The 15,683-nt window shown below is 62.2% G+C and carries 15 protein-coding genes; 9 read left to right on the plus strand and 6 right to left on the minus strand.

Annotation, left to right across the window (positions count from 1 at the left end):
* The first annotated feature begins 27 nt into the window (after positions 1-27).
* Entirely contained in the window at positions 28-1,116 is a 1,089-nt protein-coding gene (locus tag AC0C6X_RS19145) for a Gfo/Idh/MocA family protein (RefSeq protein WP_210266579.1), read from the plus strand.
* Positions 1,117-1,198: 82 nt separating this feature from the next.
* Here the strand turns inward: AC0C6X_RS19145 and AC0C6X_RS19150 are convergent, their stop codons facing one another.
* From AC0C6X_RS19150 to AC0C6X_RS19175, 6 genes are all read right to left on the minus strand, one after another.
* Positions 1,199-2,233, minus strand: a complete 1,035-nt coding sequence (locus AC0C6X_RS19150) for a Gfo/Idh/MocA family protein (protein ID WP_472954639.1) — start codon at positions 2,231-2,233, stop codon at positions 1,199-1,201.
* Between the two features lie 188 nt (positions 2,234-2,421).
* Positions 2,422-2,766, minus strand: a complete 345-nt coding sequence (locus AC0C6X_RS19155) for an ArsR/SmtB family transcription factor (protein ID WP_173517447.1) — start codon at positions 2,764-2,766, stop codon at positions 2,422-2,424.
* Positions 2,767-2,885: 119 nt separating this feature from the next.
* Entirely contained in the window at positions 2,886-3,629 is a 744-nt protein-coding gene (locus AC0C6X_RS19160; RefSeq protein ID WP_173517446.1) for a HugZ family pyridoxamine 5'-phosphate oxidase, read from the minus strand.
* 179 nt (positions 3,630-3,808) lie between these two features.
* Positions 3,809-4,858, minus strand: coding sequence for a choline ABC transporter ATP-binding protein (choV, locus tag AC0C6X_RS19165; RefSeq protein ID WP_247958545.1), 1,050 nt, complete (start codon positions 4,856-4,858; stop codon positions 3,809-3,811).
* Positions 4,855-5,700 carry a choline ABC transporter permease subunit gene (gene choW, locus AC0C6X_RS19170; RefSeq protein WP_173517444.1) on the minus strand — a complete coding sequence of 282 codons (846 nt, stop codon included), beginning with the start codon at positions 5,698-5,700 and terminating at the stop codon, positions 4,855-4,857. The genes choV and choW overlap by 4 nt, the downstream gene beginning before the upstream one ends.
* Before the next feature lie 82 nt (positions 5,701-5,782).
* A complete protein-coding gene (locus AC0C6X_RS19175; RefSeq protein WP_173517443.1) occupies positions 5,783-6,739 on the minus strand; it encodes a choline ABC transporter substrate-binding protein in 957 nt (318 codons plus the stop codon).
* A gap of 244 nt (positions 6,740-6,983) precedes the next feature.
* Here AC0C6X_RS19175 and AC0C6X_RS19180 point away from each other — a divergent pair, with 244 nt between their 5' ends.
* From AC0C6X_RS19180 to AC0C6X_RS19215, 8 genes are all read left to right on the plus strand, one after another.
* Complete coding sequence (locus tag AC0C6X_RS19180) at positions 6,984-7,571, plus strand: thymidine kinase (protein ID WP_173517442.1); 588 nt, start codon at positions 6,984-6,986, stop codon at positions 7,569-7,571.
* Between the two features lie 109 nt (positions 7,572-7,680).
* Positions 7,681-8,067: a c-type cytochrome gene (locus tag AC0C6X_RS19185; protein WP_472954640.1), complete on the plus strand. Its 387-nt coding sequence runs from the start codon at positions 7,681-7,683 to the stop codon at positions 8,065-8,067.
* Between the two features lie 166 nt (positions 8,068-8,233).
* Positions 8,234-9,322 carry a coiled-coil domain-containing protein gene (locus AC0C6X_RS19190; RefSeq protein ID WP_173517440.1) on the plus strand — a complete coding sequence of 363 codons (1,089 nt, stop codon included), beginning with the start codon at positions 8,234-8,236 and terminating at the stop codon, positions 9,320-9,322.
* 58 nt (positions 9,323-9,380) lie between these two features.
* Entirely contained in the window at positions 9,381-10,529 is a 1,149-nt protein-coding gene (locus AC0C6X_RS19195; RefSeq protein WP_472954643.1) for a hypothetical protein, read from the plus strand.
* 2 nt (positions 10,530-10,531) lie between these two features.
* Entirely contained in the window at positions 10,532-12,448 is a 1,917-nt protein-coding gene (locus AC0C6X_RS19200; protein WP_173517438.1) for an AAA family ATPase, read from the plus strand.
* Between the two features lie 115 nt (positions 12,449-12,563).
* On the plus strand, positions 12,564-12,971 hold the full coding sequence (locus AC0C6X_RS19205; RefSeq protein WP_173517437.1) for an endonuclease domain-containing protein: 408 nt from the start codon (positions 12,564-12,566) through the stop codon (positions 12,969-12,971).
* Between the two features lie 123 nt (positions 12,972-13,094).
* Positions 13,095-14,384 carry a DUF6638 family protein gene (locus tag AC0C6X_RS19210; protein ID WP_173517436.1) on the plus strand — a complete coding sequence of 430 codons (1,290 nt, stop codon included), beginning with the start codon at positions 13,095-13,097 and terminating at the stop codon, positions 14,382-14,384.
* A 3-nt stretch (positions 14,385-14,387) separates the two neighbouring features.
* The gene (locus AC0C6X_RS19215) at positions 14,388-15,608 is read left to right on the plus strand and encodes a DUF2333 family protein (protein ID WP_173517435.1); all 1,221 of its coding nucleotides are present in this window, start codon (positions 14,388-14,390) and stop codon (positions 15,606-15,608) included.
* The last annotated feature ends 75 nt before the right edge of the window (positions 15,609-15,683 follow it).

Below are 15,683 nucleotides of genomic sequence, written 5' to 3' on the forward strand. Positions count from 1 at the left end.
GGAACCGGCTTCGTCGCCGACTATTACATGACGACGCTTGCCAATCATCCGCAGCTCCGGCTCGTCGGCGTCTGGGATCGCGATGCGGAGCGTCTCGATGCCTTTGTGCGCTACTGGAAAGTTTCGGCCTATGCTTCGCTGAATGCGGCGCTCGCCGATCCCGCCGTCTCGATCATCGTCAATCTGACGACGCCGGAAAGCCATTACAGCATCAACTACGCCGCTCTCTCCGCCGGCAAGCATGTCTATTGCGAGAAGCCGCTGGCAATGACGGTCGAGGAGGCGAGCGAACTGGTGGAGCTTGCCCGCGAGCGTGCACTCGTGCTTGCCGGCGCGCCTGCCAATGGCCTCAGCGATGCGCAGGCGCTCTGTGCGGACCTGCTTGCAGCCGGGACCATAGGCAAGCCGCGGCTGGTCTATGCCGAGATGGAGGATGGCCCGGTCTTCAAGGCGAACTGGCGCGCCTGGCGCAGCCGCTCAGGCGCCCGTTGGCCGGGCGTGCACGAATTCGAGGTTGGCTGCACGCTCGAGCATGCAGGCTATGCCGCAAGCTGGCTCGTCTCGCTCTTCGGACCGGTCGCCGAGGTCAGCGCCGTTTCCGCTCTGACCTTTCCGGACAAGGGCCCCGGAACCGAGACGCTGGCGCTCGGTCCTGATTTCTCGGTGGGGTGTCTCACCTTCCACTCCGGCGTGACGGCGCGCGTCACCTGCGGCCTGGCGGCGCCACGCGACCGGTCGTTGACGATCATCGGCGACAAGGGAACGATCGTCGTTCGCGACCTCTGGGACAATCGTTCGCCCGTTCATGTGGAGGCGTTCGGCGCCAGGCGCTCGCTTGTGCATCGCGGGCTCGACTGGCTGGAATGGAAAATGGGGCGCAAATTGCCTGTCCGGCTCTATCCCGGAACGAAGGTGCGCTACGCCAAGGCGTCGTCCGGGCCCGCCCTTCCGGCCTTTCCGTCGCAGATCGATTTCGTGCGGGGGATCGCAGTCCAGGCCGACGCGATCAAGTGCGGCGAAACACCGTTTTTCTCCGGCGCGACGGCGCGGCATCTGACCGAGGTCGTGCTCGCGCTCAACAGCGGCTGGAGGGACTATCGTCCGCTCGATCTCTAGGGCGCCGTGCGTTCCGGTGAACGCACAAAGGACGCTCCGAAACTTTTCCGAAGGGCGGTCGCCGGCGTGTCGGGCAGAAGGTTCAGGCCAGGGGTGCCTTGGCGCGGATCGTCTCGATGATTTCCAGAGCTTTGATGCTGTGCGAAAGCGGCATCAGCGGATGCTCACGCCGACCCTGCAGAATGGCCGCGCTGGCGGCCTCGATCTCGAATTGCAGGCCGTTGCCGGGAAATGCATGGTCGAAGCGTTCGAGACCGGGTAGCGGGATCCGCCGAGCGACCTTGAAAAGGGTTTGCCCTGTCGATGCCAGCAGCCTGCGCGCCGGGGCGGTGGTGCCGACGAACAGGCGGTTTGCCTTCAGGAACGGCGCGTCAATGGCAAGTGTGCCGCGGTCGCCTTTGATGACGAAGCGATTGTCGCCGCTTCGATCAAATCCGCAGCGGAGTTCGGCATCGAAAGCGGTGTAATCCAGACGAACGTCTGCCGAGACATCAACGCCGGTCGGCGCGCTTCTCCAGGTACCGACAATCGACTTCGGGTGGCCGAAGAGGTTCAGGCAGAGCGCGATCGGATAGATGCCGAGATCGAGCAGCGAACCACCGCCCAGCGTCGGATCGAAGAAGCGGCTGCCGGCATCGAACGGCTTTTCATAGGCGAGTTCCGCCCGGACGCGCCTGATGGTGCCAAGCCTCTCTTCGCGAAGGAGCATGCGAAGCTCGGCGATCGCCGGCAGGAAGCAGGTCCACAGCGCTTCCATCGCGAAGGCGCCGCTGGCAGCGGCAGCTTCCGCGAGGACGCGCGCATCAGCGACGCATGTGGTCAGCGGCTTCTCGACCAGCACGGCCTTGCCGGCAGCAAGGGCCAAGGCGGCATGCTCGCGGTGCACCGCATTGGGTGAGGCGATGTAGATGGCATCGATGTCCGGTGCTTCCGCCAGGGCCTGGATATCGTGATAGCTGCGGATGCCGCCATAATGCGTGGCGAAAGCATGCGCCCTCTCGGCACTGCGGGAGCAAACGGCGGCAAGCGTGGCATTACCCGCGAACCGCAAATCCGCTGCGAAGCTGTTCGCGATTGTGCCGGTACCGGCAATGCCCCAACGGACCCTGTCACGCATACCCTAATGTCCGCTTTTCAGGCTGATCTGTCGGGCGCATGGTGCCGTGGAAGTCTCAAGGCCCGGTAAACGGCGGAGGTGAGGCAAGCCGCCCGTCACGGGCTCGTTGCGATTCCTTGGAAAAGAATAAGCCCCGCGCGATTTCTCGTGTGGGGCTGTTCGAACGGGTCCGCAGAGCGAACCGAATATCAGGCCGACTTGCGGACCATAGTCTTTTCTGCGGTGGCGTTGGGTTCGTCGCCGTAGATTTCGTTGAGCGTGCCTAGAATCCGCATCACTGCGTCGGATGAGCTCGAATAATAGATGGTCTGCGCATCGCGGCGGGTGCTGACGAGATTCTGGGCACGGAGCTTCGAGAGATGCTGGGAGAGAGCCGACTGGCTCAGCCCAACCTTGTTGGCCAATGCGCCGACCGCCATCTCTTCCTTGACGAGGGAATCGAGAATGAGAAGGCGCTTAGGGTTTGCCATGGCCGAGAGGAAACCGGCTGCTACCTCGGCTTCATCGTGTTTTTCAGGCGAAAGTGGCTGCATTGCGTGCTCCATGCGAAAATTACATCACACGTAGTTATGGTTGACGAAGCACGATAATTAGTCGTGACGCATAAAAGGGCAACCACCCACTGCAAGAAATGGGGGTAGGTCTTTTGCGATTAACCGTAAAGTTCACGCAAAATTGCCCGTAAATTGGAACTGTCTTCGATTGGCACGGAAAATTCAAGGCGCTTCAGCCGATCGCCATCGGCGAGATCGATGCCGGCAGCGTCGATCCCAACGATCTTCCAGTTGCCTTGCGGAGCGTTGCAGAGTTTGACGGCATAGTGCTGCACGGCGTCCGAATGATCCGCATTCATATGCTCGATCGCGCTTGCTTCCTTGGCGGCGAGCGAGGCTATGGCGGGCGTGTCGATCAGCAGATCTTCCGCCGTCAGGACATAGGCGCGACCGAAACCGCCGTTGAGGCTGGCGCGCAATGGTTTCAGCCGGAAGAAGCCGAAGTCGGGAAAATCCACGTAGAGCTTCGACTTCGGGTGACGGCGAACGAATCGCTCACGGATGCGGGCGTGGGTTTCGCTGTCGCGGCCGACCTGTTCGGCGGCGCACTGCACGGTGAGACGCGGATGTGCCAGTGGATCGCCTTTGCCGGGCTCGCCCGTCAGCAACGAGGCGCGGTTGTCGGCAAGCAGTGCCTGGGTGTGGGTCGAGAGCCTGGAGATCAGGATCACCGGCACGCCGTCGACATCCGTGCCGACGAGAACGCGGCTGACGAAGGGAAAGCCGCCGCTTTCCGGTTCGATCGCGGCGAGCGAACCGCTGCGGGCGCCCCGCAGAAGGGTGCGGGCGAGGGTGCGGGCCTCGTCATCGGTGTCGCGCAGTACGTTCGGCTTGTCGCTCATGTCTTCAACCTCCCTGTCATGCTATCACGGCGTCGCGCGTCGTATCAGACGCGCAGACGTCGCAGCGGCACTTTGAAGGACTGCATGTTGCTTCGGTCGGTTACGACTTAGGGAAGCATGCAGGAACAAAAAGCCCGGAGCAGAACCCCGGGCCTTTATTGGCTTGCTGAGCGGTTTCGTCAACTTTTGCTGCGGTGGCGCGTCAATCCGTGGACGATATCCTGGGCATCGATGGTGCCGACCACCGAACCGTTGTCGACGACGCCGATGCTGCCCGGCTGGCGGGACATGGCGTCGAGAATATCGACGAGTGGGGTCGTCGGCTTGGCGGTGGCGGTAACGCCGGCAACCGTTGCGCCGCGCTGTACGCCGGTCTGCATCACGTCCTTGGCGGTCAGCATGGTGATCGGGTTCATGTGCTGAACGAAATCCGCGACATACTGGTTGGCCGGATTCTTGACGATATCCTGCGGCGTGCCGCACTGGATGATGCGCCCGCCTTCCATGATGGCAATGCGGTTGCCGATGCGGAAGGCCTCGTCGAGATCGTGGCTGACGAAGATGATCGTCTTCTTCAGCCGCCGCTGGAACTCGAGCAGTTCGTCCTGCAGTCGGGTGCGGATCAAGGGGTCGAGTGCCGAGAACGGCTCGTCCATCAGAAGGATCGGCGCGCCGGTCGCAAAGGCGCGGGCAAGCCCGACGCGCTGTTGCATGCCGCCCGAAAGCTCGTTGACCTTGCGCCCCGCCCATTTCGTCAGGTTGACGAGTTCGAGCTGTTCACCGACACGCGCCTTGCGCTCGGCGTCCGGCATGCCGGCAAGCTCGAGGCCGAAGCCCACATTGTCGGCAACGGTGCGCCAGGGCAGCAATGCAAACTGCTGGAACACCATCGAGACCGTGTGCATGCGGAAGTCGCGCAACGATTTCGCATTGGTCCGGTAGGGATTGAGCGGTCCGTTCGAGGTCTTCACCTCGACGTCGCCGCGCACCACAGGGGCGAGGCCGTTGACGGCGCGCAGAAGCGTCGACTTGCCGGACCCCGAAAGTCCCATCAGCACGAGGATTTCGCCCTCGGTGATTTCGAGTGATGCGCCGGCGACACCCAGCACCAGCCCGGTTTCGGCGCCGATCTCGTCGCGGGTCTTGCCCTGATCGACCATCTGCAGCGCTGTCTGCGGGTTGTTGCCGAAGATGATATCGACATTCTTGAAAACGACGGCGTTGGTCATGCGCCTTCTCCTTCGTCGGACGAGCGGAAAAGGCGGTCGAGAATGATCGCCAGGATGACGATGCAGAGGCCGGCTTCAAAGCCCTTGGCGACGTTGACGGAGTTCAGCGCGCGGAGAACCGGAACGCCGAGACCGTTGGCGCCGACGAGTGCGGCGATAACCACCATCGACAGCGACAGCATGATCGTCTGGGTAAGGCCGGCCATGATCTGTGGCATGGCGAAAGGCAGCTCCACCTTGCGCAGCACCTGGCCGGGCGTCGCGCCGAAGGCCTGGGCTGCCTCGACGAGCGACGGCGGTGTCGAGATGATGCCGAGGCGCGTCAGGCGGATCGGCGCGGGGATCGCGAAGATCACGGTGGCGATGAGGCCCGGGACCATGCCGAGGCCGAAGAGAATCAGCGCCGGGATCAGGTAGACGAAGGTCGGGATCGTCTGCATCAGGTCGAGGATCGGCCGCATGACGGCATAGACCCAGGCCCGGCGGGCGGCGGCGATGCCGAGCGGCACGCCGACGGCCATGCTGACGAAGCTGGCTGCGAGCACCAGCGCCAGGGTTTCCGTCGTTTCCTTCCAATAGCCCTGGTTGATGATCAGCAGCAGGCCGAGGCCGGTGAACAGCGTGACGCCGAGCGAGCGGCGGAACCACCAGGCAGCCGCCGTGATGACGGCGACGATGATCAGCGGGTGCGGGGTCTGCAGCACCCAGAGCAGCACGGCAACGACGCCGGAGAGGAAGCGGGCGAGTTGGTCGAAGAAGAGTTCGAAATTGGTCGTCAGCCAGTCGACGAACGCCTTGGCCCAGCCGCCGATGGGGATGCGGTTATCGGTCAGATATTCCACGAAGGTAGATCCGTTTCGTCAGGTCAAAATGTGCGCATGACGCGGTGAAAAAAGGCGGGGTCTTTCCCCGCCTTGATGCCGATCAGAGGCCGAGCGCGGCCTTGACCGCGGCGAGCCCATCGCCGCCGTCCTTGGCGGTCACACCGGCAAGCCACGGATCGATCGCGGTCGGATTGGCCTTCAGCCATTCTTCCGCAGCCTTGTCCGGCTCCTGCCCGTCGTTCAGGATCTTGCCCATGATCTCGTTTTCCATCTGGAGCGAGAACTTCAGGTTGGTGAGCAGCTTGCCGACGTTCGGGCATTCGGTCGTGTAGCCGGCACGCACGTTGGTGAAGACTTCCGCGCCGCCGTAGTTGGCCCCGAAGATGTCGTCGCCGCCCGAGAGGTAGGTCAGCTTGAAGTTGGCGTTCATCGGATGCGGTTCCCATCCGAGGAAGACGATCGGCGAGCCGTCCTTTTCGGCACGGGCGACCTGGGCGAGCATGCCCTGTTCGGAGGATTCGACCACCTCGAAGCCCTTCAGGCCGAAGGTATCCTTGTCGACCATGTCGATGATCAGGCGGTTGCCGTCATTGCCGGGCTCGATGCCGTAGATCTTGCCATCAAGCGCGTCCTTCTTGCTGGCGATATCCTTGAAGTCCTTGATGCCGAGCTCGGCACCCTTGGCGTTGGTCGCCAGCGTGTACTTGGCGCCGACCAGGTTCGGGCCGAAGGATTCGACCGACTTGTCGTCAAGATAGGGGCGTATGTCGTTTTCCTGGGTCGGCATCCAGTTGCCGAGGAAGACGTCGATGTCCTTGTTCTTGAGCGAGGTGTAGGTGACCGGAACCGAGAGAACCTTGATGTCGGTCTCATAGCCGAGGCCCTTGAGAACCGTCGACACCGTCGCGGTGGTTGCAGTGATGTCCGTCCATCCGACATCGGAGAAACGGACGGTTGCACAGCTTTCCGGCTCGGCAGCTGCAGCCTGCCCAGCGGTAAGCGCGACGACCGAAACGGCGCACGCCAGCATCAGTTTGAGAGAGAGTCCTTTTTTCATTGTCGTTCCCCTGCCTCTATTATTGTTTTAGCCAAACACCATTGGATAGCGAATTCAAGCGCCTTGATGTCGAAGGAAGTGTATTGCGTCAATATGCTGACGGGGTGCACGATGCGACGCTGAATGTCGCAATGTCCACGAAATGATCGAGTCCGGCGAAAAACTGTGGGTGCCGCAAAGACGCTCTGGCCTTCCCGGACAAGCCTCGTCATTACCCGGGAGACGGAAACCGGACACGGTGAAGATGGCCAAACTCTATTTCAGCTATGCGACGATGAACGCCGGCAAGAGCACAATGCTTTTGCAGGCTTCCTACAATTACCAGGAGCGCGGCATGCGCGTGGTTATGCTGATCGCCGCGCATGACGACCGGGCAGGGGTGGGCCGCATCTCGTCGCGCATCGGCCTTGCCTCCGACGCCATTCCGTTCCATGGCGACGATGACCTCTATACGCTGATAGAAACGCTCCATTCCGATGGCGCCGGCGAGATCGCCTGCGTGTTCGTCGACGAGGCGCAATTCCTCAACGAGGGGCAGGTCTGGCAGCTCGCGCGCGTCGCTGACCGGATCGGCATTCCCGTCATGGCCTACGGCCTGCGCACGGATTTTCAGGGCAAGCTGTTTCCGGGCTCGATGGCGCTGCTGGCGATCGCCGACGAGCTGCGTGAAGTGCGCACCATCTGCCATTGCGGCCGGAAGGCGACCATGGTCGTGCGCCTCGATGGCCAAGGCAAGGTCGTCCGCGAGGGCGCCCAGGTCGACGTCGGCGGCAACGAAAAATATGTCTCCTATTGCCGGCGTCACTGGGACGACCTGATGCGTTGCGAATGAGTGCGGCGGCCTACGACGCCGCGTCCTATAAGACGCAGACTCCGTCGCACGTTGAATCGCCGCATTCACGGTGCCATTGTGGCCCGGTCTTCTCTCCGTGAGGTCTTCCATGTCACGCCTAGCTGCCGGCCTTCTCCTCTGTCTCTGTCTTGGAGCGCCGGCCGCCGAGGCCGGTGGCGATGCGACCGCGGGGGCGGCGGTGTTCCGCAAATGCGCGACCTGTCACACGGCGAGCGAGCCGGTCAATCGGGTGGGGCCGACCCTCATGGGGGTCGTCGGCCGGCCGGCGGCATCGGTTCCCGACTACAGCTATTCTGAGGCGATGAAGACTTTCGGCGCCGAGGGACATGTCTGGGACGAGGCGACGCTCGGCGAATATCTCCTGAGCCCCAAGGCGATGGTCGGCGGCACCAAGATGAGTTTTCCCGGCCTCAAGAAGCCTCAGGATATTGCCGACGTGATTGCCTATCTCAAGGCGCCGACGGCTGCCAAATAGGCAATGCCTTCGATATCTCAAGCACTTCGCTGCAACGCCTGATCGAAAAAAGCCGGCGAGAAAGGCTTGTTCTCTTTCCGCAAACACCCTTTATATAACTGCAATCGAAGGCTGAATAATTCGGCCGGGCTGGCGCGTTTGGCCGGGGTAGATCGAGGGGCAGGACATGGCGACTCTTCAGAATTTTGATGCGGAGATCGAGAAGACGAAAGGCGTCGTCGAACAGATGCGCGGCAAGCTCGAGCAATCCGGTGTGGTGCTGGAGCAATTCGCCAAGGCCGAGACCAAGCTCGGCGACGTCAACTTCGACATCGAGAACGCCCGCATCCAGGACGTGATCAACCAGCAGAAGGTGATGGAAGCCAACATCGCCGACCTGATCATCGGCCTCGAGGATGCGACCAACGTCTTCGGCTCCGAATTCGAGAGCATGAAGAGCTATTCGGGCTACGAGAAGTTCATCGGTATCTTCTCCAAGCAGAAGATGCAGCGCATGCGCACCGACCGCGTACGCAACATGTCGCTCGCCGGCAACCTGCAGGAGCTGCTCTCGAAGTCCGACATGATCGTCGGCATCCTCAAGGAGCAGAAGTCGATCCTCGACCAGCGCTACAAGACCTCGGAGCAGAGCCTGATCCAGGTGATCGAGCGCCGCAAGGGCACGATGGCGAACCTCGAAGCCGTGCAGAAGCGGATCGAGGAACTGAACCCGCTGCTGCTCGACATCGAGAACCGTATTGCCGCTTCTACGGAGCAGAAGGTTCGCACCGAGCTCGAAGGCGAACGTTCCGCGCTTGCGACCGAATACAACGAGAAGCAGGCTAAGGAGCAGGAACTGCTTGCCGAGAGCCAGACGCTCGAGCGCTACACTTCGATGTTCCAGACCTTCGTCGATTCGCTCAACAACCAGATCGCCGCGCAGAACACGCTGATCAACAAGCTGACGATCGATACCGAGCAGCGCATCGTGCTCTACAAGGCGCTGGAAGACTCCTTGAAGACGGCTGCCCAGCAGGACGTCGCCCACAAGATCAACACGCTCGGCAGCCAGGTCGACACGGCCGCCGAAGAAACGATGGCCGGCATTGGCGCCGCGGCGCAGCGCCATATCGGCGATCTCCTCGAAATGCACGAAAAGAACATGCTTTCGACGCAGGATATCCAGCGCCGCAAGAAGCTCGCCGACGATGCCTTTGCCCGCCGCTTCCAGGCGGTGATGGATAAACACAACACTGCCAACTACGTGAAGCAGTGATCGGCAGGCGCATGATCGGAACCGAGTTTGCCGGCTGGCACGCGCCACGGGGATTTGCATGAAGGTCGCGGCTTCATCCGCTGTCGCACAATATTTCGCGTCGATCCACGCGGCGCTCGCCGGGCTCGAACTTTTTCTCGGCGACCGCAATTCGCCGCTCTACCGCAACACGGTCGTCGGCGAGGTCATCGTTCCCTATCTCGGGCGCTTGAAGGCCTCGATCGACTGCTGGGAGAACCGGATCGGCTTCGTCGACCAGTTCCGGATATCGCGCGCCGAAAGCGGCTTTCCTGTCTTCCAGAATGTGCTGGAACTGGAGAACGACCGCCAGACGGCGGCCAAGCGCCTGGCCGACATTCCCTCGGCCGATGCGCTGCGCGACGAGATGGTCGATTTCATCCTGAGGCAGAAGGCCTTTCCGGAGGCGCTGCAGACGCGCATGGCCGAGCGGCTCTATCTCGAGCAGATCGGCAAGGGCGAAATCTTCTCGCCCTTCATCCTGCCGGAAACCATCCGCGTCGCCGTCAATTCCAAGACGATGCGGCCCTATTACGTGGTGAGCTGGGGGGCCTTTGACGGCGCCAACACCTTGCCGATGATCTATATGGCGACGATCGAAGATTCGTCCGAGAAGATCGTCGAGATGCTGGTGACCGAGGATGGCAAGCTCAACCCGCAGGTCGAGATCCCGCTGCCGGTGGGTGGCCTGCTCAATCCGGACCTCGCCAGCCGCTTCGACGATTTCGCCTCCAAGAACAGCAGCTATTCGCTGACGCCGGTGACGATTGCCACCAATCTCGACAAGGATTTCGACGAGCTGCACCCGAAGCAGCTTCGCCGCATCGTGCTCGGTCCCTTCTATTCGGCGGGGATCACCGAGAACAATGCCCGCATCAACGACATCCTCTCCAAGGTGCGCAAGACCGAGAATGCCTGGCTTTTGACCTGGACGGTGCAGGAGGTCTTCTCGAAGGCGGAACGGCCTGCCAAGCGCGGCTTCTGGTCGACGACGCCGGCGCAGGAGGAATTCCACATCGATACCGCCAATCTGGAAGCGACGCGCATGGGGGTCTCCTCCTACGAGAAACATGCGCTGGTGCCGCATGACGCCTATCAGGCGCTCTATGCCGCCGGCGAGGCTGAACAGGTGTTCGGCGACTACAAGGTCCACGTCATTTCCGGAAACCAGGTCGTGAGCGAGGTTTGACGATGACACTCAATACGGGGCTGACGACGCTGCACGAGGATGACATCGCCAAGCACCAAGCGGTGGCGCAGGGGCTGGTAACCAAGCTGATCATCCTGGAGCGCGAGGATGGATCCGCCGGCACGTCGCTTGCCGGCACCGGCCGGCGCTTCGTGTCGACGGTCTCGACCGGTGGGCAGCGGCGCACGCGCGAGGTCGAGCTGACCAAGACCATCCAGGCGGTGCGCCAGGGCGACCCGATGCTGTCGCCGGCCCAGCACGCCGTGCTTTATCGCACGCGCCGCGGCATCCAGGTGGCGCTGGCCGTCGCCGACGTCTTCGCCCGCCAAACGCACCTTGAACAGCTCCAGGCGAAGAACGCCACCGCACCGCTTGGGGGAGACGAGGCAACCCAGTTCAAGGCGCTGCTCTCAGCTTCTGCTTATGTCGCCGCTTTCACGCTTGCCGCCTATCTCGGCTCGACGCTATCGGGCGAGGGCGAGCCGGTCGACGATGCGGTCGAGCCCGACTTCCTGTTCGATACGCCGCAGGACGCGCTGAAGAGCCTCGTTTCGGCGCTCGATCGCAGCATTGCCGGGGCCCCCGATGATCTGGCGCTGACCGCCCGGGCACGTGCCTTATCGCGCGTGGCGATCGAAGGGCTGATCGCCCGCAAGGCGCGCTTCACCGGCCTGCAAAGCTTCGAGACCGTGCATATCCGGCTCGACCAGGACGATTTCACGCTGAACGGTTTCGACGTGGCACCCGGCCAGAAGCGCAAGCCCCTGGTCATGACCTTCAAGAAGCCGGAGGAGATCATCGGCAACCACATCGCCAAGTATCAGGCGCTGAAGCTTGCCAAGATGTTGATGGCCTACGACTTCGACCGGCAGATGAACCCCTTCGTCGAACTCGGCGGCTTTCTCTTCACCTTCATCGGCGACGGCATGCCGGGTACCGGCAAGACGATCCTGATCCAGATGCTCGCCGGCATGCTCAACGATTATTGCCAGGTCGCCGGCTACGCCTTCCACTACGAGAATTTCGGCGTCGACCAGATCTCCTCCTACCAGGGCAAATCCGGGCAGAACTGCAAGGAGTTCGTCAACAACGTCATGAACCCGCGGGCGATCGGCTTCGGCACGATCGACGATGTCGACCAGGTGGCGGCGAAGCGCTCCGATGATCGGGCCTCCGCCGGCCAGCACGAAGTGACGGCGGTGCTGATGGAAAGCTTTGCCGGCGCCTCGACGGTAGTGCGCGGCAATTGCACCTTCGGCATGTTCTCCAACTATCCTGAAAATGTCGACGATGCGCTGCGCCAGCGCGCCGGCGCCCGCTGGCTGGTCGACGGGCCGCAGACGGAAGACGACTATATAGACATCTTCGCGCTGCTCGTCGGCAAGAACCACAAGATCCCGCTCGGCGAGCACCAGCTGTTCGAGGGCCAGGAGCTCAAGCGCGCGGTGTCGCAATCGTATGCCGAGCATTCGCGGCCGAAGGAGGATGGTCTGGTCGCCGTCTGGGAGCGCTACGAGAAGGAGAGGGGCAAGATCGCTTCGCTCGCCGATGTCGGTGCCTACCTGCACATGATCAAGGGGGCGGAGCCCCGCTTTACCGGCCGGGCGATCAAGAACATCACCGATGCGATCAAGCTGCGCGCCATGGATGTCGAGCTTCCGGATGACTGGTTCAAGGATGCCGGCTCCTTCATGCACAAGGGCTACGACGAGAAGAAGGCGATGATCGAGGCGCTGCGCGGTCCGATCACCATCGAGATGGTGCTGCAGGAGATCAACCGCTACGCCGACAGCGAATTCCGCTACACCGACAAATCCGACGATGCCGCCGTCACCGAGATCATCCGCCGCGAGCGTCAGCGTGAAAAGGCGATCCGCGAGATCGAGGCGATGAAGCGCGAGGGCCGGTGGCAGGGGTGATTGTGTCTGACGGCAATTATGTCTGTGCCATGCCCAGTTCCGGAAGGCGGCTGCGGGGCACGACGCCGTCCCCTCTCCCCGCCTGCGGGGAGAGGGCTAGGGTGAGGGGCAGCCATTGAGAGGGGCGAACGCGAAGGAAACTGAGCGTGCCCGGCTTCTGAGGCGTTCGGACAACGAGGCGGAAGCGGCCATGTGGTCGGAATTAAGGGGCCGGCGCCTCAACGGCTACAAGTTCGTGCGGCAGTTTCCGATAGGCCGCTACTTTGCTGATTTTGCCTGCCGGGATCACCAACTCGTCGTCGAAGTCGATGGCAGTCAGCACGCGAATAGGAGTAGCGATTCAATTCGCGATATGTACATGGTGGCCAATGGATGGAGTGTTGTTCGCTTCTGGAATACGCAAGTCCTTAGGGAACGAGCGGCGGTCCTGGAGACAATTGTTGCCATTCTGGAGAAGCGGTTGACAGATGAAGTGAGGGCACCGGATTTGACGTTCATTCCGGCGGGTGGAAGACATGATTAAGCTACGGCGAGTTGCCCCTCACCCTAGCCCTCTCCCCGCAGGCGGGGAGAGGGGACGTGGCCCACGCGGCGTTTGCGGTGCGCGATGCGGCCTACGCGGCACCTACGCTAAAGGGGATGTCGCATGAAACGCCTGCTTGAAGCGGAATTGATCTATGGGCGGTTGCTCGATATTTCCGAGCCGCATCTGATCGCGCGCTACAACAAGGCGCTCGAAGGCTTCGGCCTGCGGCCGACGGCACTCACGGCCTTCAGCATCGACATGACCGGGTTTTCGCCCGAAATCGCCGAGGAACTGGGCGACCGCGATTATCTCGACCCGAACCGCGTCAACCGCCGCTTCATCATCGTGACGCCGGAACAGGCGGAGCTGCCGGTCGTTCACACCAGCTTTTCCAATACCGCAGCGCTGATGCATGAATTCTTCAACGCCAACAGCCGCGCGATCAACGCGGTGACGATCAAGGATGCGCTCTACGGCGAGATCGAGGATTCGGTTTCGATCGTCGACGACATCGATGATCTGCTGTCGATCAACGAGGTGCGCTTCCGGGTGCTGTCGGCCGAGGACATGCTCGGCAAGGCGGCCGAGTTGCGCGGGCTGGTCGACCGGCTGAAGAAGGTGCCGACAGCCTGGTCCGATGACGAGATGCTTACCCGCATGGTCGAGCTCGCCAAGCTGACCGGCGATATCCGCCAGAACGCGCTGGTGCCGGATCAGCTCGTCTTCCGCCACGAAGCCTACTGGGCCAATCATTTCGGCGGCGTCTACGTCTTCCTCGACGACAAGACGACCACCGTCATCTGCGACCCCTCGGTTCCCGGCTTCCGCCGGTCGCGGCCCTGGCAGGTGAGTTACATCGCCATCAGCGACCACGCCCGGATCTACGATTTTCTCGCTTCGACCAAGCGGCTGCAGTTGCCGCAGGCCTCCTGGGTCGAGGACTCCGGCCTCTACCAGCATCGCGCCGACATGGTCGTGCGCGGCCTGATCAATGAAAGCGACCCGACGGCCGATCTCGCCAACGCCGATCGGATCTGGCTGCAGACCTGGATGCACCGCAATGCGGCCGCCGTCGCCAGGGACGGAGCCTATCCGTTCCTGCAGGAGATGATCCGCACCGTCGCTGCCACCGGCACGATCAAGATGCAGGATGTCGCGCCGGCGAACCGCTTCCTGCTGGTGCGCGCGGCCCCGACCCATCCTGATCAATGGCTCGTCAACCGCCTGATTTCCCAGCTCGTCCCTCGCGATTTCGTCTCCCGCTTCGTCTTCGACAAGCAGGGCTTCTATGACGCCTATGAGCGTTATAGCGAAAGCTTCAAGGCCTATGTTGTGGCGACGCTGACGGGGTCATATCTCAAGGACAAGGCGGCCTTCCGCCACAAGCTTTACGGCCTCAGAGAGGAATAGGACATGTTCGACCCGATCGTTGCGTTTTTCCAGCGTGTCTTTACCGCGATCGGCCGCGGCATCGGGCTTGCCGTTGCCTGGTTGCTCTGGCCCTTCATCGCACTCGGCAACTGGTATCGGCAGCGAAGCTGGATCATCAAGGGACCGATCGGCATCATCCTGCTCGGGCTGATCCTCTTCTATGGCTATTTCATCTGGCAGACCCAGGCCTGGACGAATTTCAACGAGGACTATGTCGACCGCTACAAACTGGCCGAGCGCAAGGTTCCTGCCGGCTCGCCGATGAGCGGGCCCGGCGCGACGACTGGACAGTCGGCTGCGGGCGGCGCCAGCAATCTCGCGGGCGTTGCGGGGCAGCCGCGGGAATCGACGCCGGAAGCGCTGTCGGCCGTGCAATTGCCGGCCGGCACGGTCTGCCAGACATCGGCGATCGTCGATGTCACCGCCGACCTCATCGATTTCAATGTCAACGAGAATGCCTGGATCTCGTCGATGCTGCTCTACAAGCTCGGCTTCTTCGGGCTCGACTGGGACGACACGCCCTGGCTCGACAACAAGGCGTCATTCCAGCGCGGCGTCAATCAGGCGATCCGCCGTACTTCGGTCGAGCTGGTCGATTCGCTCGGTCGCGTGCGCGGTACGTCCGGCATCAACAACGACCTGCAGCGGGCGCGCGGCAACCTCCAGTTCGACGAGGAGACCTGGTATTTCGGCCTGAACCCGTTTGGTCCGAAGACGCCGACGCCGAGCTTCTATCGTGCGGCAATGAAGGACCTGCGCTCGTTCAACACCTCGCTCAGCAAGTGCGAAGCGATCTTCGACGGCCGTTCCGACAACCTCGTCGAGTTTCTCGATCGCGTCGCCAACGACCTCGGCAACACCTCGGCGATCCTTCGCGAGCGTTCGGAAAACCACAATGGCGGCTGGTTCGACACCCGCGCCGACGACCGCTTCTGGTTCGCCTATGGTCAGCTCTATGGCTACTACGGCATCCTATCGGCAGCCGGTGCTGATTTCGAGAACGTGGTTGCCCAGCGCGGGCTGACGCCGATCTGGACCGAGACCATCAAGCAGTTGCGCGCCGCCTTGCGCATCCAGCCGTTCATCATCTCCAATGGTGAGGAGGCCGGTTGGATCATGCCGACGCATCTGGCGACCATGGGCTTCTACATTCTGAGGGTGCGCTCGAACATCGTCGAAATGCGCGATATTCTCGCCCGCTAATGTGAAAGAGGGCGGTCGCCGACGGCCGCCCTTGCATGCGTTCATAACGCGCCCGAAATGGAGCGAACAAGAAAA

The sequence above is a fragment of the Ensifer sp. VA4 genome (genome assembly GCF_055710065.1).